The organism is Streptococcus infantarius subsp. infantarius ATCC BAA-102 (assembly GCF_000154985.1).
GTDB lineage: Bacteria > Bacillota > Bacilli > Lactobacillales > Streptococcaceae > Streptococcus > Streptococcus infantarius.
On record NZ_DS572693.1, the window covers coordinates 12,337 to 35,436 of the forward strand.

19 protein-coding genes, 1 pseudogene and 2 riboswitches are annotated in these 23,100 nt (G+C 38.9%); of the genes and pseudogenes, 16 read left to right on the top strand and 4 right to left on the bottom strand.

The window, feature by feature from the left end:
* Positions 1-6: 6 nt before the first annotated feature.
* From STRINF_RS06570 to ribH, 10 genes are all read left to right on the top strand, one after another.
* Positions 7-1,185, top strand: a complete 1,179-nt coding sequence (locus tag STRINF_RS06570; RefSeq protein ID WP_006532284.1) for a pyridoxal phosphate-dependent aminotransferase — start codon at positions 7-9, stop codon at positions 1,183-1,185.
* A gap of 114 nt (positions 1,186-1,299) precedes the next feature.
* Positions 1,300-2,322: an N-acetyl-gamma-glutamyl-phosphate reductase gene (argC, locus tag STRINF_RS06575; protein WP_006532285.1), complete on the top strand. Its 1,023-nt coding sequence runs from the start codon at positions 1,300-1,302 to the stop codon at positions 2,320-2,322.
* A gap of 20 nt (positions 2,323-2,342) precedes the next feature.
* On the top strand, positions 2,343-3,536 hold the full coding sequence (gene argJ, locus STRINF_RS06580) for a bifunctional ornithine acetyltransferase/N-acetylglutamate synthase (protein WP_006532286.1): 1,194 nt from the start codon (positions 2,343-2,345) through the stop codon (positions 3,534-3,536).
* Between the two features lie 12 nt (positions 3,537-3,548).
* Positions 3,549-4,283: an acetylglutamate kinase gene (gene argB / locus STRINF_RS06585; protein WP_006532287.1), complete on the top strand. Its 735-nt coding sequence runs from the start codon at positions 3,549-3,551 to the stop codon at positions 4,281-4,283.
* A gap of 25 nt (positions 4,284-4,308) precedes the next feature.
* A complete protein-coding gene (locus STRINF_RS06590) occupies positions 4,309-5,439 on the top strand; it encodes an acetylornithine transaminase (protein ID WP_006532288.1) in 1,131 nt (376 codons plus the stop codon).
* 95 nt (positions 5,440-5,534) lie between these two features.
* Positions 5,535-6,092: an NAD(P)H-dependent oxidoreductase gene (locus STRINF_RS06595; protein ID WP_006532289.1), complete on the top strand. Its 558-nt coding sequence runs from the start codon at positions 5,535-5,537 to the stop codon at positions 6,090-6,092.
* Between the two features lie 69 nt (positions 6,093-6,161).
* A riboswitch (FMN riboswitch) is annotated at positions 6,162-6,416 on the top strand.
* A 219-nt stretch (positions 6,417-6,635) separates the two neighbouring features.
* The gene (gene ribD, locus STRINF_RS06600) at positions 6,636-7,691 is read left to right on the top strand and encodes a bifunctional diaminohydroxyphosphoribosylaminopyrimidine deaminase/5-amino-6-(5-phosphoribosylamino)uracil reductase RibD (RefSeq protein WP_006532291.1); all 1,056 of its coding nucleotides are present in this window, start codon (positions 6,636-6,638) and stop codon (positions 7,689-7,691) included.
* Complete coding sequence (locus STRINF_RS06605) at positions 7,691-8,293, top strand: riboflavin synthase (RefSeq protein WP_006532292.1); 603 nt, start codon at positions 7,691-7,693, stop codon at positions 8,291-8,293. Before ribD ends, STRINF_RS06605 begins: the two co-directional genes overlap by 1 nt.
* Positions 8,294-9,472 (top strand): bifunctional 3,4-dihydroxy-2-butanone-4-phosphate synthase/GTP cyclohydrolase II, encoded by a 1,179-nt coding sequence (locus STRINF_RS06610; RefSeq protein ID WP_006532293.1) that lies wholly within the window; start codon positions 8,294-8,296, stop codon positions 9,470-9,472.
* Positions 9,473-9,483: 11 nt separating this feature from the next.
* A complete protein-coding gene (ribH, locus tag STRINF_RS06615; RefSeq protein WP_006532294.1) occupies positions 9,484-9,945 on the top strand; it encodes a 6,7-dimethyl-8-ribityllumazine synthase in 462 nt (153 codons plus the stop codon).
* 63 nt (positions 9,946-10,008) lie between these two features.
* On the opposite strand, the gene thiT is transcribed toward ribH, so the two are convergent.
* The 4 genes and pseudogenes from thiT to nrdH all read right to left on the bottom strand — a co-directional run bounded on the left by thiT (position 10,009) and on the right by nrdH (position 14,492).
* A complete protein-coding gene (gene thiT / locus STRINF_RS06620) occupies positions 10,009-10,575 on the bottom strand; it encodes an energy-coupled thiamine transporter ThiT (RefSeq protein WP_014334477.1) in 567 nt (188 codons plus the stop codon).
* 68 nt (positions 10,576-10,643) lie between these two features.
* Positions 10,644-10,741, bottom strand: a riboswitch (TPP riboswitch).
* A 69-nt stretch (positions 10,742-10,810) separates the two neighbouring features.
* Positions 10,811-11,774: pseudogene (nrdF, locus tag STRINF_RS10890) on the bottom strand (class 1b ribonucleoside-diphosphate reductase subunit beta).
* 260 nt (positions 11,775-12,034) lie between these two features.
* On the bottom strand, positions 12,035-14,194 hold the full coding sequence (gene nrdE, locus STRINF_RS06630) for a class 1b ribonucleoside-diphosphate reductase subunit alpha (RefSeq protein WP_006532299.1): 2,160 nt from the start codon (positions 14,192-14,194) through the stop codon (positions 12,035-12,037).
* Between the two features lie 70 nt (positions 14,195-14,264).
* Positions 14,265-14,492 (bottom strand): glutaredoxin-like protein NrdH, encoded by a 228-nt coding sequence (nrdH, locus tag STRINF_RS06635; RefSeq protein ID WP_014334480.1) that lies wholly within the window; start codon positions 14,490-14,492, stop codon positions 14,265-14,267.
* A gap of 272 nt (positions 14,493-14,764) precedes the next feature.
* Between nrdH and acnA the strand changes: the two genes are divergently transcribed.
* From acnA to ptsP, 6 genes are all read left to right on the top strand, one after another.
* The gene (acnA, locus tag STRINF_RS06640) at positions 14,765-17,428 is read left to right on the top strand and encodes an aconitate hydratase AcnA (RefSeq protein ID WP_043878390.1); all 2,664 of its coding nucleotides are present in this window, start codon (positions 14,765-14,767) and stop codon (positions 17,426-17,428) included.
* Between the two features lie 3 nt (positions 17,429-17,431).
* Complete coding sequence (locus STRINF_RS06645) at positions 17,432-18,550, top strand: citrate synthase (protein WP_006532302.1); 1,119 nt, start codon at positions 17,432-17,434, stop codon at positions 18,548-18,550.
* 29 nt (positions 18,551-18,579) lie between these two features.
* Positions 18,580-19,755 carry an NADP-dependent isocitrate dehydrogenase gene (gene icd, locus STRINF_RS06650; RefSeq protein ID WP_006532303.1) on the top strand — a complete coding sequence of 392 codons (1,176 nt, stop codon included), beginning with the start codon at positions 18,580-18,582 and terminating at the stop codon, positions 19,753-19,755.
* A gap of 77 nt (positions 19,756-19,832) precedes the next feature.
* Positions 19,833-20,633, top strand: a complete 801-nt coding sequence (locus STRINF_RS06655; RefSeq protein ID WP_006532304.1) for a putative ABC transporter permease — start codon at positions 19,833-19,835, stop codon at positions 20,631-20,633.
* 219 nt (positions 20,634-20,852) lie between these two features.
* Entirely contained in the window at positions 20,853-21,116 is a 264-nt protein-coding gene (locus tag STRINF_RS06660) for a phosphocarrier protein HPr (protein WP_004230961.1), read from the top strand.
* A 4-nt stretch (positions 21,117-21,120) separates the two neighbouring features.
* Positions 21,121-22,854 carry a phosphoenolpyruvate--protein phosphotransferase gene (gene ptsP, locus STRINF_RS06665; RefSeq protein WP_006532305.1) on the top strand — a complete coding sequence of 578 codons (1,734 nt, stop codon included), beginning with the start codon at positions 21,121-21,123 and terminating at the stop codon, positions 22,852-22,854.
* Positions 22,855-23,100: the final 246 nt, after the last annotated feature.

Consider the following 23,100-nt stretch of genomic DNA (forward strand, 5'->3'; position numbering starts at 1 on the left):
GTTAGGATGTTTTCACAATCAGATATTTTACAAACATTGCCAAAACAATTTTTTGCTAGTCTTGTTGCTAAGGTCAATGCAAAAGTGGCTGAAGGTTATGATGTGATTAATCTTGGTCAAGGAAATCCTGATCAGCCGACATACGATTATATTGTTGATGCTTTGATTGAAGCTGCTAAGAATCCAGGATCCCATAAATATTCACAATTTCGAGGCAATGCTAATTTTAAAGAAGCAGCTAGTCAGTTTTATAAGGATAATTATCAGGTGGAACTTGATAGTGAGAAGGAAATTTGTGTCCTTGGTGGTGCAAAGATTGGTCTGGTTGAGTTTCCCTTGGCCTTGATGAATCCTGGTGATTTGCTTTTGCTGCCTGACCCAGGCTATCCAGACTATTTATCAAGTGTAGCGCTAGGAAAAATTGAATATGAAACCTTTCCTTTAAAAGAAGAAAATAACTTTTTGCCAGATTTGTCAGCCATTCCTGAAGAAGTGGCAAAGCGTGCTAAATTTATCTACATCAATTACCCTAACAATCCTACCGGAGCTGTGGCGACGACTGAATTTTATGAAGAACTGGTCGATTGGGCGAAAAAATACGAGGTCGGTGTTGTTAGCGACTTTGCTTATGGGGCTTTGGGAGCAGACGGTTACCAAAATCCAAGTTTTTTATCAACACCTGGAGCAAAAGAAGTAGGTATTGAATTTTACACATTTTCGAAAACTTTTAACATGGCAGGTTGGCGTTTGGCATTTGCTGCAGGAAATGCTGAGATGATTGAAGCTCTTAATCTCCTACAAGATCACCTCTTTGTTAGTATTTTTCCGGCTATCCAAGACGCTGGCGCGGCTGCCCTTTTAGACAAACGCGCGAAAGCAGCAATCGCAGAACTCAATCACAAATATGATGAACGTCGTCACACTTTTGTCAAAGCTGCTGCTAAAATCGGCTGGCACGCCTTTGAGTCAAAAGGTTCGTTTTATGCTTGGATGCCGGTGCCAGAAGGTTATAACAGTGAAAGCTTCGCTGATTTACTCTTAAACGAAGCTCATGTCGCAGTCGCACCGGGAAAAGGTTTCGGACAAGCAGGAGATGGCTACGTCAGAATCGGACTTCTAGTTGAACCAGAACGCCTTGAAGAAGCAATTGAAAGAGTTAGTCAGCTGGGATTGTTTGAAAAATAATGAAAGTACGAATGAAAATTCGTGCTTTTTTTATATTTTATGCAAAAAAAATACTTGACTTATGAATAAATATACTATAAAATTGAATACATATTTATTCAAGGGGTGTATATTATGAGAGTATCGATTGTTGGTATCACTGGATACAGTGGTCTAGAATTAGTTAAATTATTGAATAATCATAAAAAAGTAACGATTGCTTCGATTCATGCAACTAAGGAAATCGGTCGACGATTATCAGATTTATACCCTTACTTAGTTGGTATCTGTGACTTGGTTATCGAAGGATTTGATGCCGAGAAAATCATGGCAAAATCAGACTTGGTATTCTTTGCAACACCAAGTGGGGTCGCAAGCAAGTTGGCACAGCCTTTTGTGGAAGCTGATTTTCCAGTGATAGATTTGTCAGGGGACCATCGCTTGCCAGCCTATCTTTATGAAAAATGGTATAAAAAAACACCTGCTAGTGATGAAGCGTTGAATAAATTTACATATTCTTTGGCTGAGTTTACAGATGTTAAAGGTAAAAAATTCATTTCAAACCCTGGTTGCTACGCGACAGCAACAGAATTAGCTTTGATACCTTTGCTAAAAGCTGGTGTGGTTGAAGAAGATTCTATTATTGTGGATGCCAAAAGTGGTTTGACAGGTGCTGGTAAGGCACTTTCTGAATCAAGTCATTTTGTTAATGTGCATGATAATTACGTGACTTACAAGTTGAATCGTCACCAGCACATTCCAGAAATTGTGCAAGAGTTGAAGTTGTTCGATGACAAGGTTAATCACATTCAATTTTCAACATCGCTTTTGCCAGTTAATCGCGGTATCATGTCAACGGTTTATGTTAAGTTGAAAAAGCCACTAACAAATGCTAATCTCTTTGCGATTTATGAAGATTCTTACAAGGATACGCCTTTTGTTCGTGTGCAAGATGATTTACCAAAATTGCACAATGTTATTGGCTCAAACCTTACAGATATTGGTTTCCTCTACAATGAGGTCACAAATGTCTTAACCATCGTTTCAGTTATTGACAATTTGATTAAAGGAGCGGCTGGGCAGGCTGTTCAGAACATCAACTTGATGAATGGTTGGGATGAAACAGAAGGATTATTGATTTCACCAAATTATTTATAGTCTAGAAAGGTTATAGAAATATGAAAGTTATTGAAGGTAATGTAGCAAGCCCACTTGGATTTTCAGCAGATGGATTACATGCAGGGTTTAAGAAAAGAAAACTTGATTTTGGTTGGATTGTATCTGAAGTGCCAGCTAGCGTTGCTGGGGTTTATACGACAAATAAAGTTATTGCAGCGCCACTAATTGTGACACGCCAGTCTGTTAAAAAAGCTAAGAAAATGAAAGCTATCGTTGTTAACTCAGGTGTTGCTAATTCTTGTACTGGTGTCCAAGGGATGGAAGATGCTTACACGATGCAAAAATGGACAGCTGAAAAGCTTGGTGTTGAACCTAATTTGGTCGGTGTGGCATCTACTGGTGTTATTGGTGATTTGTTACCAATGGATACTCTTAAAACTGGTCTTTCTAAACTTGTTGTTAATGGGAATTCAGATGATTTTTCAAAAGCTATTTTAACAACAGATACTATGGTTAAAACAGTTGCAGTCACAGAAAAATTTGGACGTGACGAAGTAACCATGGCAGGTGTGGCAAAAGGTTCAGGGATGATTCACCCTAACATGGCAACCATGCTAGCTTTCATCACTTGTGATGCTAATATTTCAAGTGAAACTTTACAACTAGCCCTTAGCCAAAATGTTGAAACGACATTTAACCAAATTACAGTTGATGGTGATACATCAACAAATGATATGGTTCTTGTTATGTCAAATGGTTGCACTTTGAACGAAGAAATTTTGCCAAATACGCCTGAGTTTGATAAATTCTCAGCCATGCTTAATTACGTGATGCAAGAATTGGCTAAAATGATTGCCAAAGACGGTGAAGGGGCAAGCAAACTTATTGAAGTAAATGTTAAAAATGCTCCAAATGCCCTTGATGCTCGTATGATGGCTAAAAGTGTTGTGGGTTCAAGCCTTGTGAAGACGGCTATTTTTGGTGAAGATCCTAACTGGGGACGCATTTTAGCGGCTGTCGGTTATGCAGGTGTTGATGTCCCTGTAGATAACATTGATATTTATTTAGGTGATGTTCCAGTCATGCTAAAATCAAGTCCCGTTGAATTTGAAGCAGAAGAAATGCAAGATGTTATGCACGAAGATGAGATTACTATCACTGTTGATTTGCATGCGGGTGAAGCACAAGGAAAAGCTTGGGGTTGTGATTTGTCATACGATTACGTGAAAATCAATGCTCTCTATCGTACATAAAGGGATAAGACTATGAAAGATACAATTGTGATTAAAATTGGTGGCGTTGCTAGCCAAAACTTGTCGCAAGACTTTTTAGCACAAGTCAAAAAATGGAAAGATGCCCATAAAAATTTGGTCATTGTGCATGGTGGCGGCTATGCTATTAATAAATTAATGGAAGATAGCCAAGTACCAGTTAAAAAAATCAATGGTCTTCGTGTAACCAGTCAATCTGATATGAAGTTGGTCAGCTATGCTCTTCTTCACATGGTTGGTGAAAATTTGACTAAAAAACTAAACCAATCATCTATTGATAGTATTCAGTTGCTATCAGATATCAAACGAGTGGTGACAGCTGATTTTCTTGATAAGGAAACTTATGGTTATGTTGGTGATGTCTCACATATTCAGACACCAATTTTGGAGCAAATGCTTGATAATCAAATGTTGCCAGTACTTGCTTCAATTGGTTATTCAAAAGAAGGCGATATGCTCAACATCAACGCTGATTATTTAGCAACAGCTGTTGCGATTGCCTTGAATGCTGAAAAATTGGTTTTGATGACAGATGTGAAAGGTGTTTTGGAAAATGGTGAAGTGCTTGATAGCCTGACTTCAAAAGAATTTCAAGAAAAGATCGATCAAGGAATTATTACTGGTGGCATGATTCCAAAAATTGAATCAGCTGTCAATACCGTTTTAGCAGGTGTTGGTGAAGTATTGATTGGCGACAATCTTGTAACAGGAACTTCAATCATCAGCTAAAACTTAATGCAAATGGGAGAAAGAAATGACGAAATTATTTCAAAATTATAAACGTGCAGCAATTGAATTTGTTAAGGCGCAAGGAAATTATCTGTTTGATCAAGATGGTAAAAAATACCTTGATTTCTCAACAGGAATTGGGGTAACCAACCTTGGTTTTCACCCACAAGTTAAGGCAGCTCTTCTAAAACAAGCAGAAGAAATCTGGCATATTCCTAACTTGTATCATAATTCTTTGCAAGAAGAAGTGGCTGGCAAATTAATCGGTGACAAAGACTACCTGGCTTTCTTTGCTAATAGCGGTGCGGAAGCAAATGAAGCTGCCATTAAAATCGCTCGTAAGTCCACTGGTAAGCAAGAAATTATCACTTTTGTCAATTCTTTCCATGGACGTACCTTTGGATCCATGTCAGCAACTGGTCAAGATAAAATCAAGACTGGTTTTGGTGATGGTGTGCCACATTTCAGCTACGCTACTTACAACGATTTGGACAGCGTTAAAGTTTTGGTAACGAAAGATACGGCAGCTGTCATGTTAGAATTAGTTCAAGGAGAATCAGGTGTTCGTCCAGCTGACAAAGCCTTTGTGACAGATTTGAGTCAATTCTGTCAAGAAACAGGAATTTTACTGATTGTTGATGAAGTGCAAACTGGTATGGGACGTACTGGTAAGCTCTTCTCATTTGAGCATTATGGTATTGAACCAGATATTTTCACCTTGGCTAAAGGTCTTGGAAATGGTGTTCCCGTTGGTGCCATGATTGCCAAAGAAAAACTTGGTTCAGCCTTTTCATACGGTAGTCATGGTTCAACTTTCGGTGGTAATAAATTAGTCATGTCAGCAGCCTCAAGCGTACTGGATATTATGCTGGCTGACGGTTTCTTACCACAAGCACTTGAAAACGGTAATTATTTGCAAAGGGAACTGAAAAAAGTCTTGGCTGAAAATCCTAAAGTGACTGACGTTCGCGGTCTTGGCTACATGATTGGGATTGAAACCAGTGAAAACCTAGCAGACTTGGTTGAAAAAGCGCGTGACAAAGGTTTGATTGTGTTGACAGCAGGAACCAATGTCATTCGTCTCTTGCCACCATTAACCTTGACAAAAGAAGAAATCGACCAAGGTGTAGCCATTTTGGCAGATGTTTTCGCATAAAATTGTTTGAGGCTGAGACCAAGTTCTCAGCTTTTTTAGGTTGACAAATTGTGTGCAATTGTATAGAATTTTCTAATAATAGAAGAGGTGAAAAAATGGCTAAAAAAGTTCTTGTTGTTTCAGGACACCCTGATTTGAAAAATGATTCTTTGGCAAATAAAACCATTTTAAAAGAAATTAAAAAGCTATACCCAGAAGTTGAATTGGATATTTTGAGCAATTTGTATCCTGATTATCAGATTGATGTGGCTGCTGAGCAAGATAAGCTTCGTTGGGCGGATGTCATTGTTTTCCAATACCCGCTTTATTGGTACATGACCCCATCTTTGATGAACAAATGGATTGAAAAAGTTTTTGTGCATGGTTTTTCTCACGGGTCAAATGGTAATGTCTTGAAAGATAAATACTTGATTGCATCTTTGACGACTGGTGCAGGCGAAGCAGCTTATAGCGCTGGATCTGGCACAACGATTGAAAACCTTTTAGCACCAATTCGTTTGACAGCTAAATTGACGCAGCTTAACTTTGTTGGTTATGTTGTCACACATGGTGTGTCTTATTCACTGCGTGAGGACGCTGACAAAATCCAAGAAATGATTGCAAAATCTCAAGCACATGCTAAAAAACTGGTAGAAATGATTGAAAGTTTGTAGAAGTAGCAGAAAATAATAAAAATGATTGACAGCACTTCTAATTCGTGCTAATCTAAAACAGAATTGAATAGTTTTCTTCGGGGCAGGGTGCGATTCCCGACCGACGGTGATGTTGTCTTGTTGATTGCTATTTGCTTTTATTCATTGTTGACACCCCTTGCCTAATACCAGTTATGTCTGCGAGGCTGTCGCCTAAACTAAAAGCAAATCATCAATCAACTTTGTTTGGTTTGATATCCAAGCGAGATAGTTAAGTCCGTGAGCGCAAGCTGATCTGGTGCAATTCCAGAACCGACAGTATAGTCTGGATGAGAGAAGAATTGATAGAGTGTCAAAAGGCAAGCTCTTGCTTTTTGGAATACTTTTTTACTTGTCTTTAATTCCCCGTGGTGTAAGCTGCGGGGATTTTAGTTTAGTAACTTTATAGTATTGTCAGAATTTTTTGATAATACCTCAAGTGTTATCCCGATGAAAATAACTAACTAGGCCATTCTAGTTTAGTGATTTTTATCGGGATTTTTTAGTCTAGAAAGGAGGACGATTATGGATAATTATTATATGTCGCAGGCAATTGCAGAAGCTAAAAAAGGTTTTCGTCAAACTTATACCAATCCTTTAGTTGGCGCAGTGATTGTTAAAGATAATCATGTGATTGCTCGCGGTGCGCATTTGCAGTATGGGCACGAACATGCTGAAAAGAATGCTATTTTACATTGTCAAACTCCTGAAGAACTAGTCGATTCAACGCTTTATGTAACATTGGAACCTTGCCATCACAGGGGAAAACAGCCCCCCTGCACTCAAGCAATTCTAGCAGCTGGCATCAAAAAGGTGGTGGTTGGTCAACTTGATCCCAATCCTTTGGTGGCTGGGAAAGGGCTAGCTTTTTTGAAAGAAGAAGGCATCGAAGTGGTGACTGGTGTTTTAGAAGAAGAGGCTAGAGGCCTTAATTCTCACTATAATTTTTACTACGAAAACCAGCGACCTTACGTGGTTTTAAAACAAGCGGTTAGCTTAGATGGAAAAATAGCGGTGCTTGGCAAACGCACAGCTTTGACGGATGCCGAAACTAATCGCTTCGTTCATGATGAACGCGATGATTATCAGGCTATTTTGGTTGGTGCTGACACTGTCTTGATTGATAACCCACGTTTACTGGGAGCGGGGACAAGTTTGTATCCTATTGTCCGTGTGATTTTAGATGAAGCTGGTCGTGTTTTTGAAAGAAGAGACTTACAGATTTTTACGGATGATTCAGCTCCAATTTTGATTTTTAGTAAGCATAAGGTTACAGATTTACCTAGTCATGTGAAGGTGATTGATTTGCCTGAGTTCTCGATTGCAAATATCTTGCGGGTACTTTATGATGAAAAGATTCAATCAGTTTATGTCGAGGGCGGAGCGGCTGTTCATGATGCTTTCTTGGATAGCGGACTTTGGGATGAAATCATTTCTTATGTGACGCCTAAGCTTATTGGAGGAAATGGCAAAGCAGCAATGTCAAGTTTTCGTTTGGTAGAAGAAGTGCTAGAGTTGCAAGATTTTTCATGTCAAAAAATTGGAAATACAATCAGATTGTCAGCGAAAAGGAGAACGTGATGTTTACAGGATTAATTCAAGAACAAGGGCTCATTAGTCGAATGGTTAAACACCAGCATAATATTAAATTAACTTGTAAAGCATCTCGAAAATTGCTAGCAGATTATAAAATTGGTGATAGTATGGCAATCAATGGTGTCTGTCTAACTTGCGTAGCAAAAGCAGGTGATATGTTTACGGTAGATATCATGCCAGAAACCTTTAGACGAACAATGTTCTCAACTTGTCGTATTGGTGATTTGGTTAATTTAGAACTAGCCATGTCAGCCAATGCTCGTTTTGAAGGGCACCTTGTGACGGGGCACGTAGATGGTGTGGCAACTCTTGTCCAGAAAAAGAGCGATGAAACTGCTCTGGTACTCAGCTTTGCTTTTCCAAAAGAACTTGAAGGGCAAATTGTCGCACAAGGTTCAATCGCAGTCAATGGTGTTAGTCTAACGGTGGTGTCTGTTGAGTCGGGACAATTTAGCGTGTCTTTGATTCCGCATACGGCAAAAGAAACCAACTTGGCTAGTCTTAAAAAAGGCGACAAGGTCAATATCGAGACTGATATTTTAGCAAAATACATGCAGGCACAAGTGTCAAAGATGAAGGGAGAATAAATGTTTAAGGATGTTGAAAAGGCTCTTTTTGATTTGAGAGCAGGAAAATTAATTATCGTGGTTGATGATGATGACCGCGAAGCTGAAGGGGACTTGGTTGGCCTGGCAGAATTAGCAAGCCCAGAAAATGTGAATTTTATGACCAAGTATGCGCGTGGCTTGATTTGTGCACCAGTGTCTGAGGAGATTGCTAATCGTTTGGAACTTGTTCCAATGTCAGAAGAAAATACAGATGCACATGGCACAGCTTTTACCATTAGCGTAGACCACAAAGAAACGTCAACAGGAATTTCAGCTTTTGACCGCGCTAAGACTATTCAAGAATTGGCGTCGTCAACAAGTAAAGCAAGTGATTTTCAAAGACCTGGTCACATGTTTCCATTGGTGGGACGAAGTGGTGGCGTTCTAGAACGTCGTGGGCACACGGAAGCAAGTCTTGATTTGGCATGTTTAGCTGGTGTGAGAGAAGCGACTTACATTTGTGAGATTTTAAAAGATGATGGCACGATGGCTCGCAAAGTTGATTTGCATGATTTTGCTAGCAAGTGGAATTTGACCATGATTGAAGTGGGTGATATTGCGCGTTATGTGAGCTTTCAAGATAGTCCTAAGGTAAAGTTGCCATCAAGTTATGGTGACTTTGACCTTCAGTTATTTGAAGATGAAGAAAAGCGCGAGCATGTTCTCTTGTCAAAGGGAGATTTGACGACAGATGAACCGCTTTTACTGCGTTTGCACTCAGAGTGTTTGACTGGCGATATTTTTGGGTCTTTGCGTTGTGACTGTGGAGAACAGTTGCATGCTGCCATGGAAAAAATTGACCAAGTTGGGCGCGGAGCTATTTTGTACCTTCGTCAAGAAGGTCGAGGCATCGGTTTAAAAAATAAACTGAAAGCTTATCAGTTGCAAGAAGAAGGTTTGGACACTTGTGAGGCAAATCTTGAGCTTGGCTTTGCCCCAGATGAGCGTGATTACCAGATTGCAGCGGATATTTTGAGCTTTTTAGATATCAAGCAGGTTAAACTCTTAACCAATAATCCTGACAAGTTGGAGCAGCTTGAAATGGCAGGTATAGAAATTATAGAACGCTTGCCCTTGCAGATGCCAGCTCACCAAGAAAATAAAGCTTACCTACAAACCAAACAAGAAAAATTTCATCATTTATTACACATCGTATAAGGAGAATAATTATGACAACATTTGAAGGAAAATTTATCGGAAAAGACTTGAAAATCGCTATCGTTGTGGCGCGTTTTAATGAATTCATCACCTCAAAATTATTAGGTGGTGCAATGGACGGTCTAGTTAGAAATGAGGTGGCTGAGGATGATATCGATGTTTATTGGGTCCCAGGCGCTTTTGAAATTCCGTTTATGACGAAAAAAATCGTTGCCAGCGGTAAATATGATGGTGTGATCACCCTTGGTAGTGTCATTCGTGGGTCAACAAGTCATTATGATTTGGTCTGTAACGAAGTGGCTAAAGGGGTTGGACAAATCAATCTCACTAGCGATATTCCAGTTATGTTTGGTGTGATTACCACTGAGGATATCGAGCAAGCTATCGAACGTTCTGGTTCAAAAGCAGGTAATAAAGGTAGCGAATGCGCTCAAGGTGTGCTTGAAATGATTAATTTGGCAAAACAAATGTAATAGAAAAAAAGCTAAGGCGATTTGTCTTAGCTTTTATGGTGTTAAGCTTAGAAAATGAAGGGTTTATTTCTTCACCAAGAAGAGTTTCCCTTGTGTTGGGATGATGATAGCTAGTGCTAAAATGACGAAGACTAGAGTTAAGAGTCCAGCAGTGCCATTGACGCTGAGAGAATAAAGGTAAGGTGACATGCCTTTTGGTGCGTAGCTTCCCCAGAAGATAAAGCCAGCGACATAGTGCCAGAAGTAGCGGACAAAAACAGCAAGTGTGGCACCGATAGTAGAGTAAATCAAAGCACGTCCTTTATTGTCTTTAGAAAGAGCATTTTGAAATGGCGCAGATAAAAATCCAGCTAAGCCCATTGAGATAAAGGCAATGATGTATTCGATGATAACTTGTGACAAAGCCAAATACCAAACTTTACCTAAAATGAAGTGAAGCAAACCCCAGATAAGACCAGCTAGAGTTCCGTACTTTGGACCGCGACGTAGGGCAAAAAGGACGACTGGCACAGCACCGAATGAAGGGGTGAACCAGCTAGCAAAATCTGGAATATAAGATAAAGCCATAGCAAAAGCAGCAACCAATGCAGTCTCAATTAAAGCAGACAATTGAGAATTCTTCGACGACATAAAAAAGCTCCTTCTAACACAAAGGAGCTTTTCTGATAATATGTTCAATGCTATTTTAATCACGTTTAAAAAAGTCATATCACAATCCCTACGCTCGTCCTAACGAGATCAGGTTATCAGGATTTCGCAAATGCGATCTCAGCCGATGGCACTCCTTTGTGAATTCAATTTGTATATAGTCTAGCATGAAAGAAACTTTCTTGTCAAGACAGTTCGAAAATATTTTTTGAAAATCCTAATAAAGGCCATAATTGTAATCATCATCTTGCATAGCTTCAACAGAACCAAGAAGGTATCCGTTTCCGACCTGACTAAAGAAGTCGTGGTTTGAAGTTCCTGTTGAAATACCATTCATGACGATTGGGTTGACGTCATTTGCGGTATCAGGGAAAAGCGGGTCTTGCCCTAAGTTCATGAGAGCTTTGTTGGCGTTATAACGTAAGAAAGTCAGAACTTCCTCAGTCCAGCCAACTTGGTCATAAAGTGTTTTGGTGTAATTTTCTTCATTTTCATAGAGTTGATAAAGTAAGTCATACATCCAATCACGCAGGTCATCTTGCTCTTTCTCAGATAATTCATTGAAACCAAGTTGGAATTTATAGCCAATGTAAGTTCCGTGGACAGATTCATCGCGGATGATTAGCTTGATAATTTCAGCGATATTTGCCAATTTATTGTTGCCAAGATAATAAAGAGGGGTGAAGAAGCCTGAGTAAAAGAGGAAGGTTTCAAGAAAGGTTGAAGCGACCTTCTTTTGTAGCGCAGTACCATTTTCATAAATATCATTGATGATTTTGGTCTTTTTTCTGTAAGTATTCGTTGTTGTTCGTCCATTCAAAGATTTCTTCGATTTCTGATTTTGTGTTAAGTGTTGAAAAAATGGAAGAGTATGATTTGGCGTGGACAGATTCCATAAATTGGATATTGTTGAGGACGGCTTCTTCGTGAGGTGTTCTTACATCTGCACGAATCGCTTCTACACCAGATTCGGATTGCATGGTATCAAGGAGGGTTAATCCGCCAAAAACTTTACCGACCAAATCTTTTTCTTGGTCAGAAAGCTTGCGCCAATCATCGAGGTCGTTTGACAGCGGAATACGCGTATCAAGCCAGAATTGTTCGGTCAACTTTTCCCAAGTTGATTTGTCAATCACATCCTCAATCTCATTCCAGTTAATGGCTTTATAATATGTAGTCATGTTTCTGATTTCTCCTAAGAGTAGTTATAAGAAAGCCAGCCAGAAGACTGGCATTTCAAATAGTGATTCAAGTTATGTTTTTTATCCTGTTTGGGTTGTAACGCCTACAGAGATAAAACAAAGTGTTCAATAAAGTCACGACACGAAACCAAACGACTTGATAATAGTCATTTGATGAAGTTAGTAAGTGAACTAGGGAATCCGCCATAGCGGTTGCCGTCTTGTTATTAGGAACTTTAGGACCAATAACAAGTGTTCAGTTAAATCACACAGCTTTCGCATTGGTTTGATCCAACTTCTTCCCCATCATCAGTGAAAGTACGGATGTAATAAATTGATTTGAGTCCTTTATTAAAAGCATAGTGACGTAAGATAGAAAGGTCACGAGTGGTTTGTTTGCTTTGCGTTTTCCACTCGTAGAGTCCTTCTGGAATATCGCTGCGCAAGAACAAAGTGAGAGACAATCCTTGATCGACATGTTCAGTAGCTGCAGCGTAAACATCGATGACCTTACGCATATCCATGTCGTAAGCAGACGTGTAATAAGGAATTGTATCTGTAGACAACCCAGCTGCTGGGTAATAAATCTTACCGATTTTCTTTTCTTGACGTTCTTCGATACGTTGAGTAATGGGATGAAGCGATGCTGAGACATCGTTGATGTACGAAATCGAACCATTTGGAGCAACGGCAAGACGATTTTGGTGGTAGAGTCCATCAATCATCACAGCATCGCGAAGCTCAGCCCAATCTTTGCCACTAGGAATAAAGTGCTCAGCAAAGAGTTCCTTGACGCGGTCAGATTTTGGTACAAAGTCACCTGTGATGTATTTATCAAAGTAACTTCCGTCCGCGTATTTTGACTTTTCAAATCCTACAAATGTCTGCTTACGCTCGCGAGCAATCTGATTAGACTCGACTAAAGTCCAGTAATTGAGCAGCATAAAGTAGATGTTTGTGAACTCGATAGATTCTGGACTTCCGTAGTGAATGTGATTTTGGGCAAGATAGGTGTGAAGTCCCATAGCGCCAAGTCCAAAAGTGTGGGCTTGTTCATTGCCGTGCTTGATTGTTGGCACTGACTCGATTGATGATGTGTCAGAAACGAAAGTTAAGGCGCGTGTCATGGCTTTAATAGAGCGGCCAAAGTCAGGAGAAGTCATCATATTAACCACATTGGTTGAACCAAGGTTACATGAAATATCCGTTCCCATTTTGACAAATTCTTGGGCATCATTGATAATGCTTGGCTTTTGAACTTGAAGAACTTCAGAACAGAGATTTGACATGATGATTTTGCCATCGATTGGATTAGTACGATTAGCGGTGTCAATGTTAATCACGTAGGGATAACCAGACTCTTGTTGGAGTTTGGAAATTTCAGTTTCCAAATCACGCGCTTTAATTTTGGTTTTGACAATGTTGGGATTGGCGACCATTTTGTCGTACTCTGCTGTGATATCGACATAACTGTATGGCACACCGTACTCACGCTCAACACTATAGGGGCTAAAGAGGTACATGTCTTCATTTTTACGGGCCAATTCGTAAAATTTATCTGGGATGGTGATCCCAAGCGAAAGGGTTTTGACGCGCACTTTTTCGTCAGCATTTTCCTTTTTAGTTGATAAAAATGCCATGATATCTGGGTGGAAAACATCGAGATAAACAGCACCGGCACCTTGGCGTTGACCAAGTTGGTTAGAATATGAAAAACTATCTTCAAAGAGTTTCATCACTGGGACAACACCAGAGGCTGCGCCTTCGTAGCCTTTAATTGGCGCGCCAGCTTCACGCAGATTTGAAAGGTTGATGCCGACACCACCACCGATGCGTGACAATTGTAGGGCTGAATTGATAGAACGTCCGATAGCATTCATATCATCCGTCACAGAAATCAAGAAACACGATACAAATTCGCCACGACGACTACGTCCAGCATTCAAAAAAGAAGGTGTCGCAGGCTGATAACGTTGGTTTATCATCTCAAGCGCTAAATCGCGTGCCAGCTCCTCATTTCCGTCAGCAAAATAAAGGGCATTAAAGAGCACACGGTCTTCGATGCTTTCAAGGTATTGACTACCGTCGTTTGTTTTTAAAGCATACTGTTGGTAGAACTTGTAAGCTGCCATGAAAGATTTGAAACGAAACTTGTGAGCTTGCAAGTCTTTAGACAAGTTTTCAATAAAGTCTGGTGAGTATTTACCGATGAATTCAGCTTCGATGTAATCATTGGCAATTAGATAGTCAATTTTTTCAGTGATGCTTTCAAATGTCATGGTGTTTGGAATGACATTTTCAAGAAAGAAAGCTTTAAGAGCTTCTTTATCTTTATTTAACGGGATTTGTCCATTAACTGGACGGTTGATTTCATTATTAAGGCGAAAGTAAGAAACATCGCCGAGATTTTTAAGACTCATAAATAAAGTAAGTTACCTAGTTCATAGATTGAGTAAGGTAATTCCTTTCTAATTCAAAATGGAAGGATGGTTAAATAATTTCTTTTAGTTTATTTGGTTGAAATCCTGAAAAGGCAATTTCGCCAGCTTTGATAACTGGAGCGGCTGTAAAACCAAGACTTTTAACGTAATCAATCATATCTGGACGTTCATCCATGTTAATTTCTTGGAATTCAGCGCCCGCTTTTTCTAAAAGTTTTTTAGTCATTTTGCATTGCATGCAATTATTTTTTGAAAAAAGTGTAATTTTATTAGCCATTAGGCTTTCCTCCATAAATCGTTATCTTTTTTTAATTAGAATAGCCAAAATATACCAAAAAAGCAACCAAAAAGTCTTACGAAAATACCATATGTAGTGGTTGGTGATTGTCGTTTATACAAAATGTAGTGATATCAAGGCTTAACAGCTTTTTTATTTTTAAGTAACACATCATGTTAGGAAATCTAACACAAACCTGTAAATTAATGTTGACAAAATTTTCTGAATTTTGTATAATTAAAAACAATATTATTATAATCGGGGGTCCGTACATGACAGAGTTCTTATCTAAATTTTCTTTCAAAGAGAATGACTATTCTTACCTAAATCTTGAAGAAGCCGTTTCTCATTATGGAGGAAATATCAAAAGAATCCCTTACACTATTCGTATATTACTTGAAAGTTTACTCAGAAAGTATGATGGAGTAGATGTTACAAAAACTAACATTGAAAATTTAGCAACTTACAATCCTAAAAACATCCAAGGCGAAGTCCCATTCAAACCAAGTCGTGTTATCCTACAAGATTTCACTGGTGTACCAGTTGTTGTCGACCTTGCCTCAATGCGTGATGCCCTTGTCTCAAACGGTGGTGATGCAGAACTTATTAATCCTGAAATTCCTGTTGATTTGGTTATTGACCACAGTGTTCAAGTCGATTTCTTTGGCTGCGATACAGCTTTAGAAGATAACATTAATATGGAATTTAAACGTAACAATGAGCGTTACGAATTTTTGAAGTGGGCTGAAAAATCATTCGATAATTACCGTGCTGTTCCACCGGCAACAGGGATTATTCACCAAGTTAATATTGAGTATTTAAGTGATGTTGTCATTGAAAAAGATGGCACGCTTTACCCTGATTCAATGTTTGGTACTGATAGCCACACAACAATGATCAATGGTATTGGTGTGCTTGGTTGGGGTGTCGGAGGTATTGAAGCAGAAGCAGCTATGCTTGGTGAGGCTTCGTTTTTCCCAATTCCAGAAGTCATCGGTGTGCGTTTGACAGGTAAATTGCCTAAGATTGCGACTGCAACTGACTTGGCACTTAAAGTGACACAAGTCCTTCGTCAAGAAAAAGTTGTCGGCAAATTCGTTGAGTACTTTGGTGATGGTCTTTCAAATCTTAGCCTTGCAGAGCGTGCAACTATCGCTAATATGGCTCCTGAATACGGTGCAACATGTGGTTATTTCCCAATCGATGATGAAACGCTTAACTACATGCGTTTGACAAACCGTGATGAAGACCACATTGCGTTGACAAAAGAATATGCTAAACGTAACAATCTTTTCTATGATCCAGTGCATCAAGCTGAGTACACTAAAGTTGTTGAGATTGATTTGTCTACCATCTCACCAAGTATCTCTGGACCAAAACGTCCACAAGATTTGATTGATTTGACACAAGCCAAACAAACTTTCCAAGAAAGTTTGACACGCGAAGCAGGTGTTCAAGGATTTGGTTTGACAGCAGATGAGATTAATAAAACAGCGACTGTTCACTTTGAGGACAAAAATGTGGAAATCAAGACTGGACATGTGGCAATTGCAGCTATCACATCATGTACGAATACTTCAAATCCTTACGTGCTCATGTCAGCTGGATTACTTGCCAAAAATGCTGTTGAACGTGGTTTACGCGTAGCTCCGACAGTCAAAACATCACTTGCCCCTGGTTCAAAAGTGGTGACAGGTTATCTTCGCAACTCTGGTTTGCAAACTTACCTAGATACACTTGGTTTTAACATTGTCGGTTACGGTTGTACAACATGTATCGGTAACTCAGGTAGCCTTCGCCCAGAAGTCGCTGAAGCAATTACGAATACTGATTTGTTAGCGTCAGCTGTTTTATCAGGTAACCGTAACTTTGAAGGACGTGTTAATCCACTTGTCAAAGCTAATTTCCTTGCTAGCCCACCACTTGTTGTGGCGTATGCACTTGCTGGAAATACTAACATTGATTTGACAACAGAACCGCTTGGTTTTGATCAAAATAATGAACCAGTCTACCTTAAAGACATTATGCCAACAAATGACGAAGTGGCAAAATATGTTGACCAATTTGTCACACGTGAGTTGTTCGAACATGAGTATGAACATGTCTTTACAGATAGTGAAAAATGGAACCAAATTCCAACAGAAGAAAGTAAAATCTATCATTGGAATGAAGCGTCAACATACATCCAAAATCCACCATACTTTGATCACTTGGGTGATGATTTGGCTATCAAACCACTTAAGAACCTTAAACCATTGGCTAAATTTGGCGATAGTGTTACAACTGATCATATTTCACCAGCAGGTAACATCGCTAAAAACAGTCCAGCTGCTAAATATTTGACAGAACATGGTGTTGATTACCTTGATTTCAACTCATATGGTAGCCGCCGTGGTAACCACGAAGTCATGATGCGCGGAACATTTGCCAACATTCGAATTCAAAACCAATTAGCCGACGGTAAAATTGGTGGTTATACAAAATACAATGGTGAATTAATGCCAATCTACGATGCAGCCATGCATTATAAAGAAGATAAGGTTGATACTTTGGTCATTGCTGGTAAAGACTATGGTATGGGATCAAGTCGTGACTGGGCTGCCAAAGGGTCAAATCTTCTTGGAGTTAAAGCTGTTCTTGCTGAAAGCTTTGAACGTATTCACCGCTCAAACCTTGTCATGATGGGGGTTTTACCATTGCAATTCTTAGAAGGTGATACAGCTGAAAGTCTTGGATTAACAGGTTACGAAACATACGATATTAACCTTTCAGAAAATCCTGGTATTCACGATATTGTTGATGTGATTGCACGTGATGAATCAGGTGAAAAACACTTTAAAGCCATGGTACGTTTTGATGCGGATGCTGACATCCGTTACTACAAAAACGGCGGAATTCTACCAATGGTTGTTAGAAAGAAATTAGGGGGTGCTTAATATATGACAGGATCAAGTGGATTAAAAGATTTAATCGCCTGTAATACCCGTATTAGTTCGATTATTAATGATAATTTATCTTATGCAGGTTACAATATTTCAGAATTGATGGACAATGATGCTAGTTTCGAAGAAGTGATTTACCTTCTTTGGAACCTTCATTTGCCAAATAAAACAGAGCTTGATGATTTTGTAAAATTACTTCGTGATAACTATGAAATCAGTGACGCTGTTGTGCAATGTATTATGATTCAATCACGTAATCATTTGCATCCGATGAGTGTTCTTCGTTCAACAGTTAGCTTGCTAGGTGTTTACAACGTTAATGCAGAAGATAACTCAGAAGAAGCAACTTACGAACAATCTATTCAATTAATGGCAAAAATGCCAACGATTATTGCAGCTTTTGCTCGTTTACGTGAAGGAAAAACACCAGTAGCACCACGCAAGGACTTGTGCTTTGCCGCCAATTTCCTTTATATGCTAAATGGTGAAGAACCAACAGAATTGCAAGTTAAAGCTTTAAATCGAGCTTTGGTTTTACATGCTGATCATGAATTAAATGCCTCAACATTTGCCGCTCGTGTCTGTGCGTCAACTTTGGCTGATATTTATTCTTGTGTAACAACGGCGATTGGTACCCTTAAAGGACCTCTTCACGGTGGCGCTAATGAACGTGTTTTCGACATGCTGACTGAAATCCGTGAAATGGGTGATACTAAAGCTTATCTAAAAGAAAAACTTGATTCACAAGAAAAAATCATGGGATTTGGCCACCGCGTTTATAAAACACAAGACCCACGTGAAAAATATCTTCGTGAAATGGCTCAAGCTTTAACAGAAGGAACTGAAAATGAAATTTGGTTTGACTTGTCTCGTGAAATTGAAGATTACATGAAACATACTAAAGGTTTGATTCCAAATGTCGATTTCTATTCAGCGACAGTTTATCATGTGCTTGGTATTGATAGTTCAATCTTTACGTTGATTTTTGCCATGAGTCGTGTTGCTGGTTGGATTGCTCATATTCAAGAACAACAAAAACATAATAAATTGATTCGTCCACGTTCTCGTTATAAAGGTGAACTTGGTTTGAAATATGTTCCACATGAAGATCGTTAAAAAAGATTACGAAAGGAAAAAGGAAAATTATGGCTGATAAAATCACTTTAGAAAATGGCCAATTGGTCGTTTCTAATCATCCAATTATCCCTTTTATTGAAGGGGATGGTGTTGGACGTGACATTTGGAAAAATGCGCGTGCTGTCTTTGATGCTGCTGTTGAAAAAGCTTATCAAGGTCAAAAGAAAGTTGAATGGCATGAACTTTTAGCTGGTAAAAAAGCGCATGAAGCAACTGGGAAATGGTTACCAGAAGAAACGCTTGATACGATTAAAAAAGATTTGATTGCTATTAAAGGTCCTCTAGAAACACCAGTTGGGGGCGGGATTCGTTCACTAAATGTAACGCTTCGCCAAGAATTGGATTTGTATGCTTGTGTTCGTCCAGTTCGTTATTTTAAAGGAATTGAAAGTCCACTTAAAGAACCAGAAAAAACAAGTATTACTATTTTCCGTGAAAATACTGAAGATATTTACGCTGGTATTGAATGGGAAGCTGGCACACCTGAAGTGAAAAAAGTCATCGAATTCTTGCAAAATGACATGTCTGTCAGCAAGATTCGTTTTCCTGAAACAAGTAGCATTGGTATCAAACCTATCTCAAAAGAAGGTAGTGAACGTTTGATTCGTTCTGCAATTGAATACGCTCTTGCTAATCACCTAACAAACGTCACAATTGTTCACAAAGGAAATATTCAAAAATTTACCGAAGGCGGCTTCCGCAAATGGGGTTACGAACTTGCAGAACGTGAATACGCTGATGAATTAGCAAGTGGGAAATTGGTTATGAATGACATCATTGCCGATAACTTCTTGCAACAAATTTTGCTTAACCCTGAAAAGTTTGATGTTGTGGCTTTGACAAACCTTAATGGTGACTACGCAAGTGATGCCCTTGCTGCTCAAGTTGGTGGAATCGGTATTTCACCAGGTGCTAATATCAACTACGTAACTGGACATGCAATCTTTGAAGCAACTCACGGAACAGCTCCTGATATTGCTGGAAAAGACATTGCTAATCCATGTTCTGTTCTTTTATCTGGTTGTATGTTGTTTGATTATATCGGATGGACAGAAGTTGCCAGCTTGATTTCTCAAGCAATTGAAAAAACATTTGCCAAAGGTCAATTTACAGCAGATTTGGCGCAAGGAAAAGCCGCTTGCTCAACAAGTGAATTTGCAGCTAAACTTATTGAAAATATGTAAAAGCTCGCCTAGAACAAGTCTTGTTCTAGGTTTTTTGTTATAATGAGAATAGTTTGAAATTTAGAGGTTGACATTTTATGGGCTATTCTATAACGGATATTATTTTTCTATTTTTTATTTATTCATTTATCGGTTGGCTATGGGAAACCATTTATTGCTCCATTCGTGATAAAAAGTTTGCTTATCGTGGTTTCTTAGCTGGGCCTTATTGTCCAGTTTATGGCTTTGCGGTGGCGACGGTTTTAATCGGCACAAAACCATTTCAAAACAATCTACTAGGACTTTTTATCAGTGGCATGCTCATTGCGACGATTTTTGAATTTCTGGCTGGCTGGTTTTTGGAGAACTTCTTTCATATGAAACTTTGGGATTACAGCGATTTATTTGGTAATGTTAAAGGTTGGATTGCTCCTGAAATTTCACTTTTTTGGGGAGTTAGTATTTTGATACTTGTTAAATTTGTCCAGCCGACGGTCATGGCTGTTATCAATCGTTTGAACGGCTGGTTTGCCCTAGTGATTGTTTCTATCATGACAGCGGATTTAATTTGGACAGTTATGGATACTGTGAAATTTCAACAAGCAGCAGCAACGGTTGAAAAATATGTTCGCTCTGAACAGGAAAGATTGCTTCGATCTGTTAAAACAGAATTTGACGACTGGACTAAACAAAGAGAAGCTTTCAGCAAACGTTTGGAGAAATTTAGACTTCAGCTAAATGAGAATTTAAAAGTTAAGGGTGTTCAGCCATTTCGTTTTAACCAACGTCGTATGTTGCGGAACTATAAAAATCTTAGCTTGACAACGGCACCATTCTTTAATGAAATTCGTAAACAAACAGCAGCCCTAAAAAAGAAAAAAGCTGAAAAGAAAGATTAATCAATAAATAGAAGCGAGTTCAACTTGTTTCTATTTATTTTTGAAAAAAACAGGTAATTTTACAGCCTGAAAGTGCCGTTTTTCCTTAATTTTTCAAAAAAGAAGGAGCATACAAGGTGTGTAACTATTGAAATAAAAAAGGGTTTATGCTATAATCATAACTTGTAAGGGTTATCATAAGATGATCCGAAAAAACACAAATAAAAGGAGAACCATAATATGGCTTCAAAAGATTTTCACATTATTGCGGAAACAGGTATTCACGCACGTCCAGCTACTTTGCTTGTTCAAACAGCTAGCAAATTCGCTTCAGACATCACTCTTGACTACAAAGGTAAAGCAGTAAACCTTAAATCAATCATGGGTGTTATGAGTCTTGGTGTTGGTCAAGGTGCTGACGTAACTATCTCTGCTGAAGGTGCTGATGCTGATGACGCACTTGCAGCAATCGAAGAAACAATGACAAAAGAAGGATTGGCTTAAGAAAATGACAGAAATGCTTAAAGGAATTGCCGCATCTGATGGTGTTGCTGTTGCTAAAGCGTATCTACTCGTTCAACCTGATTTGTCATTTGAAACTGTTACAGTTGAAGATACAAGTGCAGAGGAAGCTCGCCTAGATGCCGCATTGAAAGCATCACAAGACGAGCTTTCTATTATACGTGAAAAAGCAGTAGAGACACTTGGCGAAGAAGCAGCTGCCGTATTTGACGCACATTTAATGGTTCTTGCTGACCCAGAAATGATCAGCCAAATTAAAGAAACTATTCGTGCAAAACAAACTAACGCAGAAGCAGGACTTAAAGAAGTGACTGATATGTTCATCACTATCTTTGAAGGAATGGATGATAACCCATACATGCAAGAACGTGCCGCAGATATCCGCGACGTTGCTAAACGTGTATTGGCTCACCTTCTTGGTGCTAAACTTCCAAACCCTGCTACAATTGATGAAGAATCAATCGTTATTGCACACGATTTGACACCTTCTGATACTGCCCAATTGAACAAACAATTTGTTAAAGCCTTTGTTACAAACATTGGTGGACGTACAAGTCACTCAGCTATCATGGCTCGTACACTTGAAATTGCCGCTGTTCTTGGAACAAACGATATCACTAGCCGTGTTAAAGATGGCGATATCATTGCTGTAAACGGTATCACTGGTGAAGTGATCATCAACCCAACAGATGAACAAGTTGCTGAATTTAAAGCTGCTGGTGAAACATATGCTAAACAAAAAGCTGAATGGGCTCTTCTTAAAGATGCTAAAACAGTAACAGCAGATGGTAAACACTTCGAATTGGCAGCTAACATTGGTACACCTAAAGACGTTGAAGGTGTTAATGCTAATGGTGCAGAAGCAGTTGGTCTTTACCGTACAGAATTCTTGTACATGGATTCACAAGACTTCCCAACTGAAGATGAACAATATGAAGCATACAAGGCTGTTCTTGAAGGCATGAATGGTAAACCAGTTGTGGTTCGTACAATGGATATCGGTGGGGATAAAGAACTTCCTTACTTCGACCTTCCAAAAGAAATGAACCCATTCCTTGGATTCCGTGCACTTCGTATTTCTATCTCAGAAACAGGAAATGCAATGTTCCGTACACAAATCCGTGCACTTCTTCGTGCATCTGTACACGGACAACTTCGTATCATGTTCCCAATGGTTGCTCTTCTTAAAGAATTCCGTGCTGCTAAAGCAATCTTTGATGAAGAAAAAGCAAACCTTAAAGCTGAAGGTGTTGCCGTTTCAGATGATATCCAAGTTGGTATCATGATTGAAATCCCAGCTGCAGCTATGCTTGCTGACCAATTTGCGAAAGAAGTTGACTTCTTCTCAATCGGAACAAACGACCTTATCCAATACACAATGGCTGCTGACCGTATGAACGAACAAGTTTCATACCTTTACCAACCATACAACCCATCAATCCTTCGTTTGATTAACAACGTTATCAAAGCAGCTCACGCTGAAGGTAAATGGGCTGGTATGTGTGGTGAAATGGCCGGTGACCAAAAAGCTGTTCCACTTCTTGTCGGAATGGGGCTTGACGAGTTCTCCATGTCAGCTACGTCAATTCTTCGTACACGTAGCTTGATGAAGAAACTTGACACTGCTAAAATGCAAGAATACGCTAACCGCGCTCTTACAGAATGCTCAACAATGGAAGAAGTTCTTGAACTTAGCAAAGAATATGTTAATGTTGACTAATTAACATGAGAAGGCTTTTAACGTAATGTTAAAAGCTTTTTTTGTATGTTAAAAATACAGGAAGTCTTAATTGAATCCATTTGAAATGTTACTATTTTTTCTAATGAAAAAATATACAATTATCGAATAAAATAAAAAAGTTATTCAATTGAAAAAATTCACTAAATTCTGATATTAGAAGCACATAGAGGTATTACAATGGAATTATAAAATTATTTATAAGTTTTATAATTATAACTATTTGAC